Source organism: Agrococcus sp. GCM10030265, from assembly GCF_042666675.1.
Lineage (GTDB): Bacteria > Actinomycetota > Actinomycetes > Actinomycetales > Microbacteriaceae > Agrococcus.
The window spans coordinates 52,561-71,052 of the sequence record NZ_JBHTCZ010000008.1; the positions used below are offsets into that span (position 1 = coordinate 52,561).

Annotated in this window: 18 protein-coding genes; 8 read left to right on the forward strand and 10 right to left on the reverse strand. The window is 73.7% G+C overall.

The window, feature by feature from the left end; translation table 11 throughout:
• Nucleotides 1–24: 24 nt before the first annotated feature.
• From ACFQPP_RS14590 to ACFQPP_RS14610, 5 genes are all read right to left on the reverse strand, one after another.
• On the reverse strand, nucleotides 25–1,209 hold the full coding sequence (locus ACFQPP_RS14590) for a MalY/PatB family protein (protein WP_376917387.1): 1,185 nt from the start codon (nucleotides 1,207–1,209) through the stop codon (nucleotides 25–27).
• Between the two features lie 154 nt (nucleotides 1,210–1,363).
• Nucleotides 1,364–2,275, reverse strand: a complete 912-nt coding sequence (locus ACFQPP_RS14595) for an ATP-grasp fold amidoligase family protein (protein WP_376917388.1) — start codon at nucleotides 2,273–2,275, stop codon at nucleotides 1,364–1,366.
• A complete protein-coding gene (locus ACFQPP_RS14600) occupies nucleotides 2,272–3,450 on the reverse strand; it encodes a glycine C-acetyltransferase (protein ID WP_376917389.1) in 1,179 nt (392 codons plus the stop codon). The genes ACFQPP_RS14595 and ACFQPP_RS14600 overlap by 4 nt, the downstream gene beginning before the upstream one ends.
• Nucleotides 3,450–4,499, reverse strand: coding sequence for an L-threonine 3-dehydrogenase (gene tdh / locus ACFQPP_RS14605; RefSeq protein ID WP_376917390.1), 1,050 nt, complete (start codon nucleotides 4,497–4,499; stop codon nucleotides 3,450–3,452). The genes ACFQPP_RS14600 and tdh overlap by 1 nt, the downstream gene beginning before the upstream one ends.
• A gap of 150 nt (nucleotides 4,500–4,649) precedes the next feature.
• Nucleotides 4,650–5,279 carry a hypothetical protein gene (locus tag ACFQPP_RS14610; protein ID WP_376917391.1) on the reverse strand — a complete coding sequence of 210 codons (630 nt, stop codon included), beginning with the start codon at nucleotides 5,277–5,279 and terminating at the stop codon, nucleotides 4,650–4,652.
• A gap of 56 nt (nucleotides 5,280–5,335) precedes the next feature.
• Between ACFQPP_RS14610 and purM the strand changes: the two genes are divergently transcribed.
• Together purM and ACFQPP_RS14620 are read left to right on the forward strand one after the other, a co-directional pair.
• Nucleotides 5,336–6,427, forward strand: coding sequence for a phosphoribosylformylglycinamidine cyclo-ligase (purM, locus tag ACFQPP_RS14615; protein WP_376917392.1), 1,092 nt, complete (start codon nucleotides 5,336–5,338; stop codon nucleotides 6,425–6,427).
• A gap of 110 nt (nucleotides 6,428–6,537) precedes the next feature.
• A complete protein-coding gene (locus tag ACFQPP_RS14620; protein ID WP_376917393.1) occupies nucleotides 6,538–6,927 on the forward strand; it encodes a hypothetical protein in 390 nt (129 codons plus the stop codon).
• A gap of 64 nt (nucleotides 6,928–6,991) precedes the next feature.
• Here the strand turns inward: ACFQPP_RS14620 and ACFQPP_RS14625 are convergent, their stop codons facing one another.
• The gene (locus ACFQPP_RS14625) at nucleotides 6,992–8,386 is read right to left on the reverse strand and encodes an L-serine ammonia-lyase (protein ID WP_376917421.1); all 1,395 of its coding nucleotides are present in this window, start codon (nucleotides 8,384–8,386) and stop codon (nucleotides 6,992–6,994) included.
• Nucleotides 8,387–8,477: 91 nt separating this feature from the next.
• On the reverse strand, nucleotides 8,478–8,678 hold the full coding sequence (locus tag ACFQPP_RS14630; protein ID WP_376917394.1) for a DUF3073 domain-containing protein: 201 nt from the start codon (nucleotides 8,676–8,678) through the stop codon (nucleotides 8,478–8,480).
• 136 nt (nucleotides 8,679–8,814) lie between these two features.
• On the opposite strand from ACFQPP_RS14630, the gene ACFQPP_RS14635 reads away from it, so the two are divergent.
• Nucleotides 8,815–9,939, forward strand: coding sequence for a M20/M25/M40 family metallo-hydrolase (locus ACFQPP_RS14635; protein ID WP_376917395.1), 1,125 nt, complete (start codon nucleotides 8,815–8,817; stop codon nucleotides 9,937–9,939).
• Between the two features lie 51 nt (nucleotides 9,940–9,990).
• Here ACFQPP_RS14635 and ACFQPP_RS14640 read toward each other — a convergent pair whose 3' ends face one another.
• Genes ACFQPP_RS14640 through ACFQPP_RS14650 form a run of 3 tightly spaced genes read right to left on the reverse strand, consistent with a single transcriptional unit; the run spans nucleotide 9,991 to nucleotide 12,742 of the window.
• Complete coding sequence (locus ACFQPP_RS14640; RefSeq protein ID WP_376917396.1) at nucleotides 9,991–10,353, reverse strand: fluoride efflux transporter FluC; 363 nt, start codon at nucleotides 10,351–10,353, stop codon at nucleotides 9,991–9,993.
• Complete coding sequence (locus ACFQPP_RS14645; RefSeq protein WP_376917397.1) at nucleotides 10,350–10,733, reverse strand: fluoride efflux transporter FluC; 384 nt, start codon at nucleotides 10,731–10,733, stop codon at nucleotides 10,350–10,352. The genes ACFQPP_RS14640 and ACFQPP_RS14645 overlap by 4 nt, the downstream gene beginning before the upstream one ends.
• Nucleotides 10,730–12,742, reverse strand: a complete 2,013-nt coding sequence (locus tag ACFQPP_RS14650; protein WP_376917398.1) for an APC family permease — start codon at nucleotides 12,740–12,742, stop codon at nucleotides 10,730–10,732. The genes ACFQPP_RS14645 and ACFQPP_RS14650 overlap by 4 nt, the downstream gene beginning before the upstream one ends.
• Before the next feature lie 83 nt (nucleotides 12,743–12,825).
• Between ACFQPP_RS14650 and ACFQPP_RS14655 the strand changes: the two genes are divergently transcribed.
• The 5 genes from ACFQPP_RS14655 to acs all read left to right on the forward strand — a co-directional run bounded on the left by ACFQPP_RS14655 (nucleotide 12,826) and on the right by acs (nucleotide 18,457).
• The gene (locus ACFQPP_RS14655; protein WP_376917399.1) at nucleotides 12,826–13,566 is read left to right on the forward strand and encodes a TipAS antibiotic-recognition domain-containing protein; all 741 of its coding nucleotides are present in this window, start codon (nucleotides 12,826–12,828) and stop codon (nucleotides 13,564–13,566) included.
• A 192-nt stretch (nucleotides 13,567–13,758) separates the two neighbouring features.
• On the forward strand, nucleotides 13,759–14,505 hold the full coding sequence (locus ACFQPP_RS14660; RefSeq protein ID WP_376917422.1) for an ABC transporter ATP-binding protein: 747 nt from the start codon (nucleotides 13,759–13,761) through the stop codon (nucleotides 14,503–14,505).
• Nucleotides 14,506–14,550: 45 nt separating this feature from the next.
• The gene (locus ACFQPP_RS14665) at nucleotides 14,551–15,564 is read left to right on the forward strand and encodes an aliphatic sulfonate ABC transporter substrate-binding protein (RefSeq protein WP_376917400.1); all 1,014 of its coding nucleotides are present in this window, start codon (nucleotides 14,551–14,553) and stop codon (nucleotides 15,562–15,564) included.
• A complete protein-coding gene (locus ACFQPP_RS14670) occupies nucleotides 15,561–16,424 on the forward strand; it encodes an ABC transporter permease (protein WP_376917401.1) in 864 nt (287 codons plus the stop codon). Before ACFQPP_RS14665 ends, ACFQPP_RS14670 begins: the two co-directional genes overlap by 4 nt.
• Nucleotides 16,415–18,457, forward strand: a complete 2,043-nt coding sequence (gene acs / locus ACFQPP_RS14675) for an acetate--CoA ligase (RefSeq protein WP_376917423.1) — start codon at nucleotides 16,415–16,417, stop codon at nucleotides 18,455–18,457. The genes ACFQPP_RS14670 and acs overlap by 10 nt, the downstream gene beginning before the upstream one ends.
• Nucleotides 18,458–18,492 lie beyond the last annotated feature (35 nt).

Consider the following 18,492-nt stretch of genomic DNA (forward strand, 5'->3'; position numbering starts at 1 on the left):
CGCGTCCTGACGGCGGCCGGCCGCTCAGCGGGCGCGCACGGCACGTCCCATCGCCGCGACCGCCTCCTCGAGGAGCGGTCGCGGCGTCGCGAACACGAGGCGCACGAACCCCTCGGACCCCCTGCCGCACAGCGCGCCGTCGGTGAGCGCGACGCCGGCGTGCTCGCGGAAGAACGTCGCGGGATCGGCGAGGCCCAGGGCGGATGCGTCGATCCAGGCCAGGTACGTCGCCTCCGGCGCGCGCATCTCGACGTCCGGCAGGTGCTCGGCGACGAGCGCCGCGAGCGCGCGGCGGTTCGCGTCGAGGTAGCCAAGGGCATCGTCGAGCCAGGCGCGACCATCGCGATACGCCGCGATGCCCGCGACGACGCCGAGCGTCGACGCGCCATGCACGACCGAGAACCCGAAGCGCCCGTAGCGCTCCTCGTCGGCGTCGCTCGACGTGATGAGCTGCGCCGCCTTCAACCCGGGCACGTTCCACGCCTTCGAGGCGCTCGTGCCGGTGGTCGCGTGCGCCGCCGCCGCATCCGAGATGGATGCGTAGGGCACGTGCTCGTGCGCGTCGAAGCGGATGGGGGCGTGGATCTCGTCGGCGAAGACGCGGCCGCCGTGCCGCTCGACGACCTCGCAGATCGCCAGCAGCTCGTCGCGGCCGAGGACGGTGCCCGTCGGGTTGTGGGGGTTGCAGAGCACGAGCGTGCGGGCGCCGGCCGCGAAGGCGCGGTCGATGCCGTCCAGGTCGTGCTGCCAGCGCCCGTCGACCACGGTGCCGGGCACCTCGACCACCTCGCGGCCGAGCGTGGGCAGGTAGGTGAGGAAGGGCATGTAGGCGGGCGTCGGCACGATGACCGCCGATCCCTCGGGGCTGTACTCCTCGACGGCGACGCGCAGCGCCGCCATCACGTCGGAGACCGCGTGCACCCGATCGGGGTCGACCTGCCAGCCGTAGGCGTCGCGCATCCAGTCGGCGGTCGCGTCGGCGAGGTCGCCCGCCAGCGCCGGCGAGAGGTACCCGAGCACCTCGTCGGCGATCGCGCGCTGCAGCGCCTCCTGCACCGCAGGCGCCGTGCCGAAGTCCATCTCGGCCACCCACGCCCCGATCGTGCCCGGGTGCAGGCTCCACTTGCGGCTCGACGCACGGGAGAGCCGGGCACGGTCGCGCAGGTCGTAGGGATGCGGCGCGGTGGGCTGCCGACGGTCGCTCACCATGCGTCGTGCTCGCGGTCGCGGATGCGTGCCATGCCACCACGCTCGCAGCGGCGGCGAGGGAGCGCGAGGCGCGACGTCACATGGCGACCGACGCGACCCGCGTCGCCCGCGTCGCCCCTCGGCGCGGGCGCGACGCATCCGCCGCTCCCCGCGCTCAGCGGTACCGCGCGGGCACCGTCCAGTGGCTGCCGAACTCCTCGTCGTACGACGAGGGGAAGAAGGGGCTGTGCCCGCCCGCCGGGTAGCTCGTCAGCTCGCCGAAGACGATGCGCTCCGGCAGCAGGTAGAGGTCGACGCGCACGAAGTCGGTGCCGGCGGCGAGGCGCTCGGCGATCGCGAGGATCTCGTCGAGGCGCTCGGGGCGCGGCGGCGGCGTCTCCGACCAGGGCGGGCCGCCGCTCAGCGGCAGATGCCGCCACTCGCGGTCGAAGAAGTCCTGCGTGCGCGTGCCGAAGCGACCCGAGTCGACCTGCACGTACTGCACGCGGCCGTGGAAGACGAAGAGCTTGGCATCGTCGGGGATGCCGCCGTCGGCGCCCGCGAGCAGCTCCTCGACGATGATGCGGGGGCGGATGCGGCTGTAGGCCCACTCCTCGTTCGGCCCCCTGCCGTAGAGCCGGCCGCACCATCCGTCGGCGATGGCGCGCAGCGTCTCGCGGTCGGTCGCCTCGGGGCGCACGTGCGCGTACGCCCAGCCCCACTCGGGGCGCGGCAGCACGGCGTCGGCGGGTGCGCGGTGCGACACGACGATCGCCGCACCGCTGCCGTGCGTCGGCTTCATGACGAAGGAGTCGGGGAGGTCGAGCGCGAGCAGCTCGTCGGCGTGGTCGAGCACGGCGTACGCCTCGGGCAGCAGATGCGCGAACCCGGCAGCGGCGACGTGATCGCGCACCGCCGCCTTGTCGGCGAACGTCACGACGAGGTCGCGGCGGTCGCGCTGCATCTTGTAGCGCACCTTCTCGGTGAAGCGGCGCGGCCTCCGCGTGCGCCACAGCCGTGCGAGGCGGACGAGCCGCGAGCGCCCGCGGCGACGCCCGCGCGGCAGGGGGTAGGCGGAGGTGGTCACCCCTGCACGCGCGCTCGGGCCGCGACGAACGCCGCGATCGCGCGGTCGACGTCGTCGTCGGAGTGCGCGGCCGAGATCTGCACGCGGATGCGGGCCTCGCCGCGCGGCACGACGGGGAACGAGAAGGCGGTGACGTACACGCCCTCCTCGAGCATCGCGTCGGCCATGTCGGCCGCGAGGCGCGCGTCGTGGAACATGACGGCCGTGATGGGATGCGTGCCGGGCAGCAGCTCGAAGCCCGCCTCCTCCATCCCGGCCTTGAAGCGCGCCGTCGAGCGTTGCAGCCGCTCGCGCAGCTCGCCGGCGCCCTCGACGAGGTCGAGCGCGGCGATCGAGCCTGCGACGACCGATGGGGCGAGGGCGTTCGAGAAGAGGTACGGCCGCGACCGCTGGCGCAGCAGCGCCACGATCTCGGTGCGCGCCGAGACGTAGCCGCCGGATGCGCCGCCGAGCGCCTTGCCGAGGGTGCCGGAGACGATGTCGACGCGGCCCGAGACGCCGGCGTGCTCGGGCGTGCCCGCGCCCGTCGCGCCCGTGAAGCCGACGGCGTGGCTGTCGTCGACCATGACCATGGCGTCGTAGCGCTCGGCGAGGTCGCAGATCGCCTCGAGCGGCGCGAGGTAGCCGTCCATCGAGAACACGCCGTCGGTGACGACGAGCCGGCGCCTCGCGCCCTGCGCCTCCTGCAGCCGCGCCTCGAGCTCGGCCATGTCGCGGTTCGCATACCGGTAGCGGGCCGCCTTCGACAGCCGCACGCCGTCGATGATCGACGCGTGGTTCAGCGCGTCCGAGATCACGGCGTCGTCGGCGCCGAGCAGCGTCTCGAAGAGTCCGCCGTTCGCGTCGAAGCACGACGAGTAGAGGATGGTGTCCTCCTGCCCGAGGAAGGCCGACAGCCGCCGCTCGAGCTCGAGGTGCTGCTCCTGCGTGCCGCAGATGAAGCGCACCGACGCCATGCCGAAGCCCCAGTCGTCGAGGGCGGCCTTCGCCGCCTCGACGATCGCCGGATGGTCGGCGAGCCCCAGGTAGTTGTTCGAGCACAGGTTCAGCACCGATGCGTCGCGCACCGTCACCATCGCGCCCTGCGGCCCGGCGATCGCGCGCTCGCGCTTGAAGAGCCCCGCCTCGTCGATCTCCGCCAGCTCGGCCGCCAGCGCATCCTTGATGCCGTACATCAGCCCTCCCTCGTCATGTCGAGCACGACCTTGCCCGCGCCACCGGAGCGCGCGACCTCGAACGCCTCGCGCCAGTCGGCGAACGCGAAGCGGTGCGTGATGACGGGCGACACATCGAGGCCCGTCGCGACGAGACCCGACATCGCGTACCAGGTCTCGTACATCTCGCGACCGTAGATGCCCTGGATCGTGAGCATGTGGCTCACGACCTTGCCCCAGTCGATGTCGATCGACTGCGACGGCAGGCCGAGCATCGCGATGCGCCCGCCGAAGTTGAGGTTGTCGATGATCGCGGGCAGCGCGCTCGGCGCCCCCGACATCTCGAGCGCCACGTCGAAGCCCTCGCGCATGCCGAAGCGGCGCTGCGCATCCTCGATGCGGTGCGCGCGTACGTCGATCGCCTCGAAGCCCATGGCCCGAGCGAGCTCGAGCCGCGCGGGGGCGACGTCGGTGAGCAGCACGTGCCGCGCCCCGACGTGCCGCACGACGGCGGCGGCCATGAGCCCGATGGGGCCGGCGCCCGTCACGAGCACGTCCTCGCCGATCACGGGGAACTTCAGTGCCGTGTGCACGGCGTTGCCGAGCGGATCCGAGATGCCGAGCACGTCGAGCTCCTCGCCCGAGACGCCCTCGAGCGTGCGGCCTTCGTGCACCCACACGTTCGTCGCGGGCACCACGACGCGGTCGGCGAAGACGCCGTCGCGCTGCACGCCGAGGTTCGACTGGCGGATGCACAGGTGGCGGCGGCCGGCGCGGCAGTTGCGGCACTGCCCGCACACGACGTGGCCCTCGGCCGACACCACCTGGCCGACGTGCAGCTCGGCGACGCCGTCGCCGACCTCGACGATCTCGCCCACGACCTCGTGGCCGACGACGAGCCCGGGGCGCACGGCGCTCTGCGCCCACGCATCCCACGCGTCGATGTGGAGGTCGGTGCCGCAGATGCCGGCGCGCAGCACGCGCACGGCGACATGGCCTGGCGGGGTGGCGGGCTCGGGCACGTCGGTCAGACGCAGTCCGGGCTCGCCCGTGGTGACGAGTGCACGCATGGGGTCTCCATCGACGGGTCGGCATCGATCCTCGCATGTCGTGCGGGCGTGCGACGCGGGGCGGATGGCACGAGGTGGCGCGCAGCGGCACGTGGACTGCGCATCGTGGTCGAGCGATCGTTCGACGCCACCTCGTGCCACGCTGCGGCGTCAGCGCGACGAGAGCGCTCGCCCGCGGATGCCGTAGGCGAGCATGAGCGCGAGCATCGTGAGCCCCGCGACGACGGCCGCGGCCTCGCCGACGGGCGCGCCCGCGGCGACGGCGGCGACGACGCCGACGAGTCCGACGACGGTGAGGGCGACGCCGAGGTCGACGAAGTGGCGCTCGCGGAAGGCTCGGGCGAAGGGCAGGAAGTGCAGGCCGACGGCCACCGCGATCGCGACGGGGATCGCCGCCTCGTGCCCCGTCGCCGTGAGGGCGAGCCGCGCGACGGCGATGAGCCCGAGCATCCCCGCCACCGACGCGAGGTAGACCCACCACGCCCCGACGCCGACGGACGCGGGCGCGCCGAGCGCGCGCGGCCGGGCGAACAGGGCCGCGAGCGTCGCGACCGCGAGGCCGACGGCGAGCAGACGCAGCGCGATGCCGAGGGCAGGCGGCGCCCACGCGAGGTTCGAGAGCACGAAGACGAGCCCGCCCGCGATGCCGACGAGCGCGCCGACGCGGCGCGGGTCGAGGCGGCTGCGGCCGCTGCGCACGCGCTCGCGCGCTGCCTCCGGCAGGCGCGCCATCCACGTCGGCTCGTCGGCGCGGGCGGCGGGGGAGGGGGAGTCGGCCATGCTCGACGCTCTCACGCCGGGGCCTGCGACGCACGCCCCGCCGGTACCCTGGTGCCGTGACGGATCTCTACGCGGCAGCAGGCGTCGACACCGCAGCGGGCGACCGCGCGGTCGAGCTCATGAAGGCGGCCGTGGCCCGCACGCACGGACCGGGCGTCGTCGGCGGCGTCGGCGGGTTCGCAGGCCTCTTCGACCTCTCCGCGGCGGGCGAGTACCGCAGGCCGCTGCTCGCCTCGTCGACCGACGGCGTCGGCACGAAGGTCGCGCTCGCGCAGGCGATCGACAAGCACGACACCATCGGCCAGGACCTCGTGGGCATGGTCGTCGACGACATCGTCGTCGTGGGCGCGAAGCCGCTCGCGATGACCGACTACATCGCATGCGGCCGCATCGAGCCCGCGCGCATCGCCGACATCGTGCGCGGCATCGCGGCCGCGTGCGAGGCGACGGGCACGGCGCTCGTCGGCGGCGAGACCGCCGAGCACCCCGGCCTCCTCGGGCCCGACGACTACGACGTCGCGGGTGCCGCCGTCGGCATCGTCGAGGCCGACGCGCTGCTCGGCCCCGATCGCGTGCACGCGGGCGACGTCGTCGTGGCGATGGCGTCGAGCGGCCTGCACTCCAACGGCTTCTCGCTCGTGCGCCACATCCTCGCCGACAGGGGCATCGGGCTCGCCGACCGCGTCGACGAGCTCGGCGGCGTCGCCGCCGAGGTGCTGCTCGAGCCCACGCGCCTCTACACGAGCCCGCTGGTCTCGATGCTCGCCGATGGGCGCCGCATCCACGCCATCAGCCACGTCACGGGCGGCGGCATCGCGGCGAACCTCGCGCGCGTGCTGCCCGCGGGTCTCGCCGTCGAGCTGCAGCGCGGCTGGGCCGTGCCCGAGGTGTTCCGCGCGCTCGCCTCGATCGGCGGCCACGACCTCGTCGCCACCGAGGGCACCTGGAACCTCGGCCTCGGCATGATCGCGATCGTCGATGCCGCCGACGCCGAGGCGGTCGTCGCCGACTCCGAGGCGGCAGGCATCCCCGCGTGGGTCGCGGGTGCCGTCGAGCAGGCGACGACGACGCCCGAGGCCGACGGCTGGGTGCAGGGCGCGAAGGGCGTCGACGGCGGCGCCGTGCGCCTCACGGGCACGCACGCCTGACGCGCCCCGACCACTCCCTGACCCCCGGTGCAGCGAACGTCCATCGCGCTCGCGTACGATGCTCTGCGCCAAGGGCCGCTTCTCCGCCCGCATCGACAGAAGGCGAACCCATGACCTACACCCCCGGCGGCCAGGAGCCGCAGCAGCCGCAGCAGCCCGCGTACTCGGCGCCGCAGCAGTCCTACTCGACGCCGCAGTACGACGTCGGCCAGCAGTCCTACTCGGGCTACGCAGCCCCGAGGCCGAAGAGCGACAAGCGTACCCTCGGCCTGTGGGCGACGATCCTCGGCCTCTCGGGCCTGCTCATCCCGCTGTTCGTGAACAACCTCGCGGCGGTGGGCCTCGGCATCGCCGGCCTCGTCAAGGAGAACTCGAAGGCCACGTCGATCACGGGCATCGTCTCGGGTGGCATCGGGTTCATCTGGGCGTTCGCCTTCTGGCCCCTCGTGCTCACCGCCATCTTCCTCGCCATCGGCGCAGCGACGTACTCGAGCTACTGAGCCCCGGCGCAGCACGACGAAGGCCCCGCGGATCCGCGGGGCCTTCGTCGTGTCGGGGATGCGCTCAGCACTCGACGTAGGTGACGGCGAGACCGCCCATCGCGGTCTCCTTGTACTTGTCGCTCATGTCGGCCCCCGTGCGCCGCATGGTCTCGACGGCGGTGTCGAGCGTGACGTAGTGCGTGCCGTCGCCGTGCTTCGCCATGCGGGCGGCGTTGATGGCCTTCACCGACGCCATGGCGTTGCGCTCGATGCACGGGATCTGCACGAGCCCCCTGATGGGGTCGCACGTGAGCCCGAGGTTGTGCTCGATGCCGATCTCGGCGGCGTTCTCGATCTGCTCGGGCGTCGCGCCGATGACCGACGCGAAGCCCGCCGCCGCCATCGCGCACGCCGATCCGACCTCGCCCTGGCAGCCGACCTCGGCGCCCGAGATCGACGCGTTGGCCTTGATGATGATGCCGATCGCGCCCGCGACGAGCAGGAACTCCACCGCCCAGGGCAGTCGGCGCGACTCGAGGCCCACGAAGCGGTCTGCGTAGTGCATGACGGCGGGGATGATGCCGGCCGCGCCGTTCGTCGGCGCGGTGACGACGCGGTTGCCCGCGGCGTTCTCCTCGTTGACCGCGAGGGCGAAGAGGTTGACCCACTCCATGCCCTCGAGCAGGTCGCGACGCTCGTCTGGGTCGGCGTCGCGCGCGAGCAGCTTGTCGTGCCACGCCTTCGCGCGGCGCTTCACGTCGAGGCCGCCCGGCAGGATGCCGTCGGTGCGGATGCCCGCGTCGACGCACTCCTGCATGACCTGCCAGATGTGCTCGAGCGCCGCGATCGTCTCGGACTCGGGGCGCCAGGCCGTCTCGTTCTCGAGCATGACCTCGGCGATCGTGCGGCCGCCCGCGCAGTGCGCGAGCAGCTGCTCGCCCGTCGAGAAGGGCAGCGGCACGGGGCCCGCGGCATCGTCGGGCTCGGGCACGGGAGCGAGCACGTCGCCCTCGTCGTGGCGCATGACGAACCCGCCGCCGATCGAGTAGTACCCGTGGGTCTGCAACGTCTCGCCGGCGTCGTCGTACGCGGTGATGCGCAGGGCGTTCGGATGCTCGGGCCGCAGCGTGAGCGGGCGGAAGACGACGGCGGTCGACTCGTCGAAGCGCACGGCGCGCTCGCCGCCGAGCAGCAGCTCGCCGCGCTCGCGGATCGCCGCGAGCGTCGCAGCGATCTCGTCGGTCGTCACGGTGTCGGGTGCGAGGCCCGACAGCCCGAGCATCACCGCGGTGTCGGTGCCGTGGCCGGAGCCCGTCGCGCCGAGCGACCCGAACAGGTCGATGCGCAGCCGCACCGTGGCATCCCGAGCCCCCGCCGCGTCGAGCAGGCGCACGAAGTCCCACGCGGCTCGCATGGGGCCGACGGTGTGCGACGACGACGGACCGATGCCGACCCGGAAGAGGTCGAGCACCGACAGCGACGCGAAGACCGGTGCGGTCTCGGTCGCGTGCGAGCCGAGCGGAGCCGCATGCGCACCGTCGCGCAGCGGCTGGGAGACGGAGCTCACGTCAGGCGCTGCGACCCTGGTACTCGTCGTCGCGGTCGCCGTCGGCGTCCTGCACGTACTCCGCCCACTTGTCGACGTACTCGTCGCTCTCGTGCCGCGTGCCGATCTCACGCTCGAGCGCAGAGTAGTTCACGTTCGGGCTGTACGCCTTCAACTCACGAGCGATCTTCGTGTGCTTCGCCTTCTGACGACCACGACCCATGCTGCACCCCCAACAGAGAACGCCCGCATCCGTATTGCGGGCGGTATGCGCGCGCCACCGCGCTTTGCAAGCCATCTGGCAGAGTAGCACGGCGGCGCTGCCAGCCCTGGTGCGCCCCCGGATGGATGGAGCACGCATGCACGACCTGGCCTCCGCCGCGAACGACCGTGCGGACGCCATCGTCGCCGATGCGCTCGCACTCTGCGCCGTCGAGTCGCCCTCGCGCGACCACGAGGCGTCCCGCCGCAGCGCCGACGCGGTGCGCGCCCTGCTCGAGACGAGGCTCGGCGCGACCGTCACCGAGCAGACGATCGACGGGTACGTGCACGTGCGCGCCACATGGGGCGAGCCCCGGGTGCTCCTCGTGTGCCACCACGACACGGTCTGGCCGCTCGGCACGCTCGCGCGCATCCCGCTGACCGACGGCGAGCTCGTCTCCGGCCCCGGCACGGTCGACATGAAGGGCGGCATCGCCGTCGCCGTGCACGCGCTCGCGATGCTGCGCGAGGCCGGTGGGGATGCGGCGATCGACGGCGTCGACCTGCTCGTCACCGGCGACGAGGAGGTCGGCTCGCCGACCTCGCGCCCCATCATCGAGGCGTCGACCGCGAAGGCCGCGCTCGTGCTCGAGGCCGGTGCGCACGGCGCCGAGGTGAAGACGGGGCGCAAGGGCGTCTCGATCTACCGGCTCGAGGTGCTGGGCCGCGCGGCGCACGCGGGCGTCGAGCCCGAGCTGGGCGTCAACGCCGCCGTCGCGCTCGCGCACGCGGTGCTCGCCCTCGACGCGATGGGGGATGCCGCGGCGGGCACGAGCGTGACGCCCACGGTGCTGCAGGCGGGCACGACGACGAACACCGTGCCGGCGTCGGCGTGGATCGCCGTCGACGTCCGCGCGTGGACCGTCGCCGAGCAGCAGCGCGTCGACGACGCCATCCGTGCGCTGCGCTCACCCCTCGACGGCGCGTCGATCGTCGTGCACGGGGGCATCAACCGCCCTCCGCTCGAGCGGGCGATGGCGGTCGACCTCTACACGCAGGCCGCCGCAGTGGCGGTCGAGCTGGGCTTCCCGCCGCTGCAGGAGGCCGCGGTCGGCGGCGGCTCCGACGGCAACTTCACGGCGGGCGCGGGCATCCCGACGCTCGACGGCCTCGGGCCGTGGGGCGGCGGCGCGCACGCCGACCACGAGCATGCGGTGCGCGAGGCCTTCCCGCAGCGCACGGCGCTCGTCGCGGGCCTCGTGCGGCGACTCCTCGCTTCGTAGCCGTCCGTCTCCGGTGCGGCGCGCGCCAGGCTCGCCGGAGCCGTCCGCGCCTCAGCCCAGCGCACCGAGCCACAGGCCGAGCGCCGCGAGCGCCACGCCGCCCACGAGCGTCACCGCGACGTTCGCGACCGCGCCGCGCACGCGCCTCCGGTCGGCGAGCGTCACCGTGTCGACCATCCATGTCGAGAACGTCGTGAGGCCACCGCAGAAGCCCGTCACGACGACGAGCAGCAGCAGCGGCTCGCCACCGAGCGCGCTCGTCGCGAGCCCTGCGACGAACGAGCCGGCGAGGTTCGCGACGAGGATCGGCCACGGCAGGCGGTCGGGCTTCCCCAGCCGCCCGAGCCCGAGGCGCACGACGGCGCCGACGCCGCCGGCGAGCGCGACGAGCACGAGGCCGAGCAGCGAGATCATGCCGACGCCCCCGCATCCCGCCCGAGGCGCCGCCGGCCCCCGAGCCGCAGCCCCGTCCAGGCGGCCGCGACCCCGAGCACGATCGATGCCGCGAGGTACGCGAGCACGACGGCGTCAGGCTCCGACGCGACCGCGAGCGCGAGGGCGCTGAACGTCGTGAACCCGCCGAGCAGACCCGTGCCGACGCCCGCCCGCACCCACTCCGGCGCGACGGGCCACACGCGGGCGACGAGCACGCCGAGCGCGAGCGCGCCGACGACGTTGATGCCGAGCGTCTGCCACGGGTGCGCGCCGAGCGATGCGAGGTCGATCGCCGCGCGCATCCCCGTGCCCATCGCTCCACCGACGAGCACGGCGAGCCAGGGCAGCGCCCGCCTCACCGGCGATGCCCCGTGTGGTGCTGCCGCGTCACGGGCCTGCGCGCCGTCCCGCGCCGAGCGTCGCCGGGCAGCGGCCGGGCCTCGCGCTCCTCGAGCACGCGCGCCGACTGCAGGCGCCACGGCACGAGCGCGACGACGACGCCGTGCGTGAGCGCGAGCCGCTGCCGCACGCGCCGCGACTTGTGGTTGTGCAGGATCTGCTCCCACCAGTGGCCGACGACGTACTTCGGCGTGTAGACCGTGACGACCTCGGGGCCGTGCTCCGCGCGCCGCGCGGCGATGTGCTCGAGCACGGGCTGCGACACGTCGCGGTACGGGCTCGGCAGGATGCGCAGCGGCACGTGGATGCCCTGCCGGATCCACGCCCGCTTCAGCCGCTTCGCCGCATCCGGGTCGATCGCCGAGTGCACGGCCTCGAGCGAGTCGTGCTTGCCGGCGATCGCGTAGTCGAGCGCCTTCAGCACGGGCTTCGTGAGCTCGCCCACCAGCACGATCGCGTGGTCGCCCTTCGCGCCGAAGACCGTGTGCTCGTCGGGCTCGATCTCCTGCCGCACGCGCCCGTAGTAGCGGTGGATGGCCCACATGATGGCCCACAGCACGGGGCCGATGAGGAAGACGATGTACGCGCCGTGCGTGAACTTCGTGATCGTGACGACGACGAGCACGACGGAGGTCGAGACCGCGGCCACGACGTTGATCGCGAAGGCGGCGGGCTGGAACTCGCTGCGACGCCTCGGATCGCGCCGCAGGCGCAGCCAGTGCACGACCATGCCCGTCTGGCCGAACGAGAACGACACGAAGACGCCGATGATGTACATCTGGATGAGCTGGTTCAGGTTCGCCTGGAACACGACGATGAGCAGCACGGCGCCGAGCGCGAGCAGGATGACGCCGTTCGAGTAGACGAGACGGTCGCCGCGCGTGCGCAGCGCCTTCGGCGCGAAGCCGTGGTCGGCGAGCACGCTGCCGAGCAGCGGGAAGCCGTTGAAGGCCGTGTTGGCGGCGAGCAGCAGCACGAGCGCCGTCGCCGCGAGCAGCACGAAGAACAGCGGCGAGCCGTCGCCGAACACCGCGGCGCCCAGCTGCCCGATGACCGACTGCTGCGGCGCGGTCTCGCAGCTCGCGAATCCGACGAGGTCGCAGGGATCCTCGGCGTAGTGGATCTGCGAGATCAGCCCGAGGAAGGTGATGCCGGCGAAGAGCGAGATCGAGACGCCGCCGAGCAGCAGCAGCGTGATGCGCGCGTTGCGCACCTTGGGCCTGCGGAACGCGGGCACGCCGTTCGAGATGGCCTCGATGCCCGTGAGCGCGGAGCACCCGGAGGCGAATGCGCGCAGCAGCAGCAGCATGAGCGCCGCCTGCGACAGGGCATCCGTCTCGACCGAGTACTGCGCCGATGCCGCGACGGGCGCATCGCCAGTGAGGGTCTGCACGACGCCCGTGACGATGAGCACGACGACGGATGCGATGAACAGGTACGTCGGTATGGCGAAGGCGCGGCCCGACTCGCGGATGCCGCGCAGGTTGGCGGCGGCGAGCAGCACGATGCAGCCGACCGCGAGCTCGACGCGGAGCGGCGCGAGCTGGGGGAAGGCCGAGATGATGTTGTCGACGCCGGAGGCGACCGACACGGCGACGGTGAGCACGTAGTCGATGAGCAGGGCGCTCGCGACGACGAGGCCGGCGCGCGGGCCGAGGTTGCGGTGCGCGACCTCGTAGTCGCCGCCGCCCGAGGGGTACGCCTTGACCGTCTGCAGGTTGCCTGCGACGACGACGGCGATGAGCAGCATGACGCCGAGCGCGACGAACGGCGCGTTCGCGAGCACGGCGAGCCCGCCGATCGTGAGGATGAGGAACATCTCCTGCGGGCCGTACGCCACCGACGACAGCGCGTCGGACGCGAAGATCGGCAGTGCCACCTTCTTCGGCAGCAGCTCGCCCTCGAGCTGCTCGGTGGGCAGCGGCTTGCCGATGATCCAGCGCTTCGCGGAGCGCTCGTCCGAGGTCACGGACGGCGATGCTACTCCTGCCGGGAGCCACCGGACGCACGGTCCTTGACCTTGACGCAGCGTCAACTCCTAGCGTGGTGCGCATGGAATGGTCGATCCAGCAGATCGCGCGCCTCGCGGGCGTGACGTCGCGCACGCTGCGGCACTACGGCGACGTCGGACTCCTCGAGCCCAGCCGCGTCGGGGCCAACGGCTACCGCTACTACGACGCGCACGCGCTCGCACGGCTGCAGCGCATCCTGCTGCTGCGGCAGCTCGGCGTCGGCATCCCCGCCATCCGCGACTCCATCGCCGCGGGCTCCGATGCCGAGGCGCTCGACCACCACCTGCGGTGGCTCCACCGGGAGCGCGACCGCATCGACAGGCAGATCCGCGCCGTGGAGCACACGGCCGGGGTCGTGAGGGAAGGAGGCGCCATGGACGCCGCGAGGGCATTCGACGGATTCGACCAGCAGCGCTACGAGCAGGAGGTCACGGAGCGCTGGGGTGCCGACGCATGGCGCTCGGGGCAGGAGTGGTGGGGCGCGCTCGACGGCGACGGTCGCGCGGCGTTCCAGCAGGAGCACGCCGACCTCGTCGCCGGCTACGCCGCGGCACGCGATGCAGGGCTGCCCGCCGACGGCGAGGAGGCGCAGGCGCTCGCCGCCCGTCACCTCCGCTGGGTCGCCGCGAGCTGGCAGCGCGAGCCCGAGCTCGAGGCGTTCGAGGGGCTCGGCGACCTGTACGTCGCCGACGAGCGCTTCGCCGCCGCATACGGGGGTGCGGACGCGGCGGCGTACGTGCGCGACGCGATGCACGCGTACGTCGTGGCGCGCAGGGCGTAGCGCCCCGCACGGCCCCGCCCGGAGGGGCGCCAGGGTGCCGTGCCGCGTCTGTTACGACCCGTGACGCCTGCGCGTGCCGCCCGCCACCGCCGTCCGTAGCGTCGAAGGCGTCGAGGGGAGGCCGCCGTGGCCGCAGTCGAGCTCGGCGACCGCCTCGCAGGCCTGTCGCTCGGACGCTCCACGCCCGCCACCGTGCGCGTCTGCGGCCTCGGCCGTGCGTTCGACGGGCGGTCCGTGCTCGACGGCGTCGACCTCGACGTCGCACCCGGCGAGATCGTCGCGATCCTCGGGGCGTCCGGCTCCGGCAAGTCGACGCTGCTGCGCATCGTCGGCGGGCTCGACGTCGCCGGCGAGGGCGTCGTCGCGATCGACGACCGCGCCGTCGACGGCATCGACGACCGCGTCGCCATCGGCTTCCAGGAGCCGCGGCTCCTGCCGTGGCGCACCGTCGCCGACAACGTCGCCTACGGGCTGCCCTCCGGCATCGGCAGGGATGCGGGGCGCGCCCGCGTCGCCGCCCTGCTCGAGCTCGTCGGCCTCGCCGACTTCGCAGGCCACCGGCCGCGCGCCATCTCCGGCGGCATGGCGCAGCGCACGTCGCTCGCCCGCGCCCTCGCACGCGATCCGGGGGTGCTGCTGCTCGACGAGCCCTTCGGCGCCCTCGACGCGCTGACGCGCATGCGCATGCAGGATCTGCTGCTCGGCGTGCTCGCGACGGCGCCCACGACGGTGCTGCTCGTGACGCACGACGTCGAGGAGGCGCTGCAGCTCGCCGACCGCGTCGTGCTGCTCGGTGCCGACGCCGACCGCACCGGCGCGCGCGTCCAGCAGGTCGTCGCCGTGCCCGGCGAGCGCCCCCGCGATCGTGGCTCGGCCGAGCTCGCCGAGCTGCGCGCCGAGCTGCTCGCCGGCCTCGGCATCGACCGCCACGCCCACTGACCCGCATCCGCCCCGCCCACCGCATCCACCAGCACGGGAGACCCCATGGCTCGCATCACCACCTCCCGCCTCGCCGCGCTCGCGGCCGGCGCCACCGTCGTCGCGCTCGCGCTCACGGGCTGCGTCGCCGGCGAGGACGCACCCGCGGAGGCCGACGCCGACGGCGGCACGACGACGACGGTCGACATCGACTGGGCGACGTACAACCCGCTGTCGATCGTCATCCGCGACCAGGGATGGCTCGAGGACGCCGGCTACGACGTGAACTGGGTGCAGTCGCTCGGCTCGTCGGCCGCCAACGAGGCGCTGCGCGCCGGTGCGATCGACTTCGGGTCGACGGCGGGCTCGGCCGCGCTGCTCGCACGCGCGAACGGCGCGCCGCAGCAGATCGTGTCGGTCGTCGCACAGCCCGAGTGGGCCTCGATCGTGACGCCGGCGGGCTCCGACATCGCGTCGGTCGAGCAGCTGCGCGGCCGCACGGTGGCGGCGGCGCTCGGCACCGACCCGTACTTCTTCCTCGTGCAGTCGCTCGAGCGCGCCGGGCTGTCGATCGACGACGTCACGGTCGAGAACCTGGCGCACGCCGACGGGTGGGCGGCGCTGCAGGGCGGCTCGGTGGATGCGTGGGCCGGCCTCGACCCCATCACCGCGACCGCCGAGGCTGCGGGCGCCACGATCCTCAGCACCGATCTGTCGCTCAACTCCTACTCGGTGCTCAACGCCTCCGAGGAGATCATCGACGCCGACCCCGAGCTGGTGCAGACGGTGGTCGACCTGTACGAGCGAGCGCGCACCTGGGCGCTGGACCACTCCGACGAGATGGCGCAGCTGCTGGCCGACGCCGCGGCGATCGAGCCCTCGGTCGCGCAGGTCGTCATCGACGAGCGCGAGGGGCTCGACGTGTCGGGCGTGCCGGGCGACGACCTGCTGGGCGTGCTCGAGCCCATCGGGGCCATCCAGGTCGAGATCGGCGACGTCGCATCGCAGGACGCGATCGACGCCGCGCTCGAGACGCTGCTCGCCCCGCAGTTCGCCGAGACGGCGGTCGAGGCCGGATGACCGGGCTCGCCACGCCCACGCCCGCGCCCGTCGCGCAGGTGGGGGCCGAGACCGCCGCCGCGCGCTCGCGCGGGCGTCGACGGTCCCGCGTCGGCGCGCTCGACCGTGCCGGCGTGCGGGTCGCGCTCGGCGCCCTCATCCCGCTCGCGCTGCTCGTCGTGTGGTGGGCGGTGACCATCCCGGGTGCGGCGATCGTGCCGCCCTTCCGCTTCGCGAGCCCGTCGGCCGTCTGGGAGGCGGCCGTCGACCTCGCCGAGCGCGGCGAGCTCGCACGCTTCGCCGCGATCTCGCTGCAGCGCGTCCTCGTCGGCTTCGTCGCCGGCGCCCTGCTGGGCCTCGTGCTCGGCGGCGTCGTCGGGCTGTCGCGACTGCTCGAGGCCGTGCTCGCACCGTTCCTCGGCATCGTGCGCGCCGTGCCGAGCCTCGCGTGGGTGCCGCTGCTGATCGTCTGGTTCCAGATCGGCGAGCAGTCGAAGGTCATCCTCGTGGCGATCGGCGCGTTCTTCCCCGTCTTCACCACCGTCTCGCTCGCGCTCCAGCACGTCGACCGCCACCTCGTCGAGGTCGCGCGCGCGTTCGGCCGTGGCACGATCGGCGCGTTCCTCACGGTGCAGCTGCCGTCGGTGCTGCCCGCCGTCTTCACGGGGCTGCGGCTCGCGCTCGTGCAGGCGTGGCTCTTCCTCGTCGCGGCCGAGCTGCTGGGCGCGTCGATGGGCCTCGGATTCCTGCTGTCGCGCGGGCAGTCGAACGGACGCGTCGACCACATCCTGCTCGCGATCGTGCTGCTGGCCGTGCTCGGCAAGCTCACCGACTCCGTGCTCGCGCTCGTGCAGCGCTGGGCCGCGAGGCGCTGGTCGTGAGCGCGCTCGACGCCCTGCGGCTCGAGACCCGCGCCTTCCCGCCGCCCGCGGGCATCGCGGCATCCGCGAACGTCGGTCCCGACGCGTGGGAGGTGGCGGCGGCCGACCCCGATGCGTTCTGGGCCGCGGCCGCAGCCCGCCTCGACTGGGCGACGCCGTGGCGCACGGTGCGCACGTGGCAGCCCGCCGAGCCCACGGGCGCCACGAACGCCGACGGCAGCCCCGAGCTCACGGTGCCCGCGGCGACGTGGTTCGCGGGCGGCACGCTCAACGCCGCCGTGCAGTGCGTCGACCGGCACGTGGATGCGGGGCACGGCGACCGCGTCGCGACGCACTTCGAGGGCGAGCCTGGCGACCGCCGCACCGTGACGTACGCCGAGCTGCAGCGCGAGGTCGCGCGCGCGGCGAACGCGCTCGAGGCGCTCGGCGTCGAGCCGGGCGACCGCGTCGTCGTCGTGCTGCCGCCGCTCGTCGAGACGCTCGTCGTCACGCTCGCGATCGCCCGCATCGGCGCGGTGCATTCGCTCGTCTTCGGCGGCTTCAGCGCCGACGCCGTGCGCTTCCGCCTCGAGGACACCGGCGCGAAGGTGCTCGTCACGAGCGACGGCCAGTTCCGCCGTGGCGAGGCCGTCGGCGTGAAGGCGCGCATGGATCGTGCCGCCGACGGCGTCGCATCCCTCGAGCACGTGCTCGTCGTGCGCCGCACGGGCGACCGCACGCCGGACACGCCGTGGACGCCCGGCCGCGACGTCTGGTGGCACGAGGCGCTGGGCGCCGCATCCGACGAGCACGAGGCGCAGGCCTTCGACGCCGAGCATCCGCTCTTCATCATCTACACGTCGGGCACGACCGGTCGCCCGAAGGGGCTCGTGCACACGACGGGCGGCTACCTCGTGCAGGCGTCGTGGACGCACTGGGCGGCGTTCGACCACAAGCCCACCGACGTGCACTGGTGCACCGCCGACCTCGCGTGGGTCACGGCGCACACGTACGCGATCTACGGTCCGCTGTCGAACGGCGCGACGCAGGTGCTCTACGAGGGCACGCCCGACGCCGGGCATCGGGGCAGGCACCTCGAGATCATCGAGCGCTACGGCGTCACGACGTACTACACGGCGCCGACGCTCGTGCGGTCGCTCATGACGTGGTTCCCGGATGGGTTCGCCGCCGGCCCGCACGCCGGCGCGTGGGATCTCTCCTCCATCCGACTGCTCGGCTCGGTCGGCGAGGCGATCAACCCCGAGGCGTGGATGTGGTTCCGCGAGCACGTGGGCGCCGGCTCGGCGCCCATCGTCGACACGTGGTGGCAGTCCGAGACGGGCGCGGCCATCCTCGCGCCGCTCCCGGGCGCCTCGACGCTCAAGCCCGGCTCGGCGACGCGGCCGCTCCCGGGCGTCGCCGCACGCATCGTCGACGAGCAGGGGCGGACGGTGCCGTACGGGCAGGGCGGCTACCTCGTCGTCGATCGGCCGGGCCCCGGCCTCGCCCGCACGGTGTGGGGCGATCCCGAGCGCTACCGCGACGCCTACTGGGCGCGCTTCTGGCAGCAGGGTGCGTTCTTCTCGGGCGACGGCGCCGCGTGGGATGCCGACGGCGACATCTGGGTGCTCGGCCGCGTCGACGACGTCATCAACGTCTCCGGCCACCGCCTCTCGACGATCGAGATCGAGTCGGCGCTCGTCGCGCATCCCGTCGTCGGCGAGGCCGCCGTCGTGGGCGTGGGCGATGCGCTGACGGGTCATGCGATCTGCGCGTTCGTCACGTCGTCGCGCGGCCACGAGCCGGGCGTCGGGGGGCGGGATGCGCACGTCGACGAGCTCGCGGCGGCCCTGCGCTCGCACGTCGCCGAGTCGATCGGTCCCGTCGCGAGACCGCGGCACGTCGTCGTCGTGCCCGACCTGCCGCGCACGCGCTCGGGCAAGATCATGCGGCGGCTGCTCGTCGACGTGTTCGACGGTCGGCCGCTGGGCGACACGACCTCGCTCACCGACGAGACGGTGCCGCAGCGCATCCGCGAGGTCGTGCACGGCTGACCGAGGCGGGGCCCGGCGGCGAGCGCCGAGCGTGC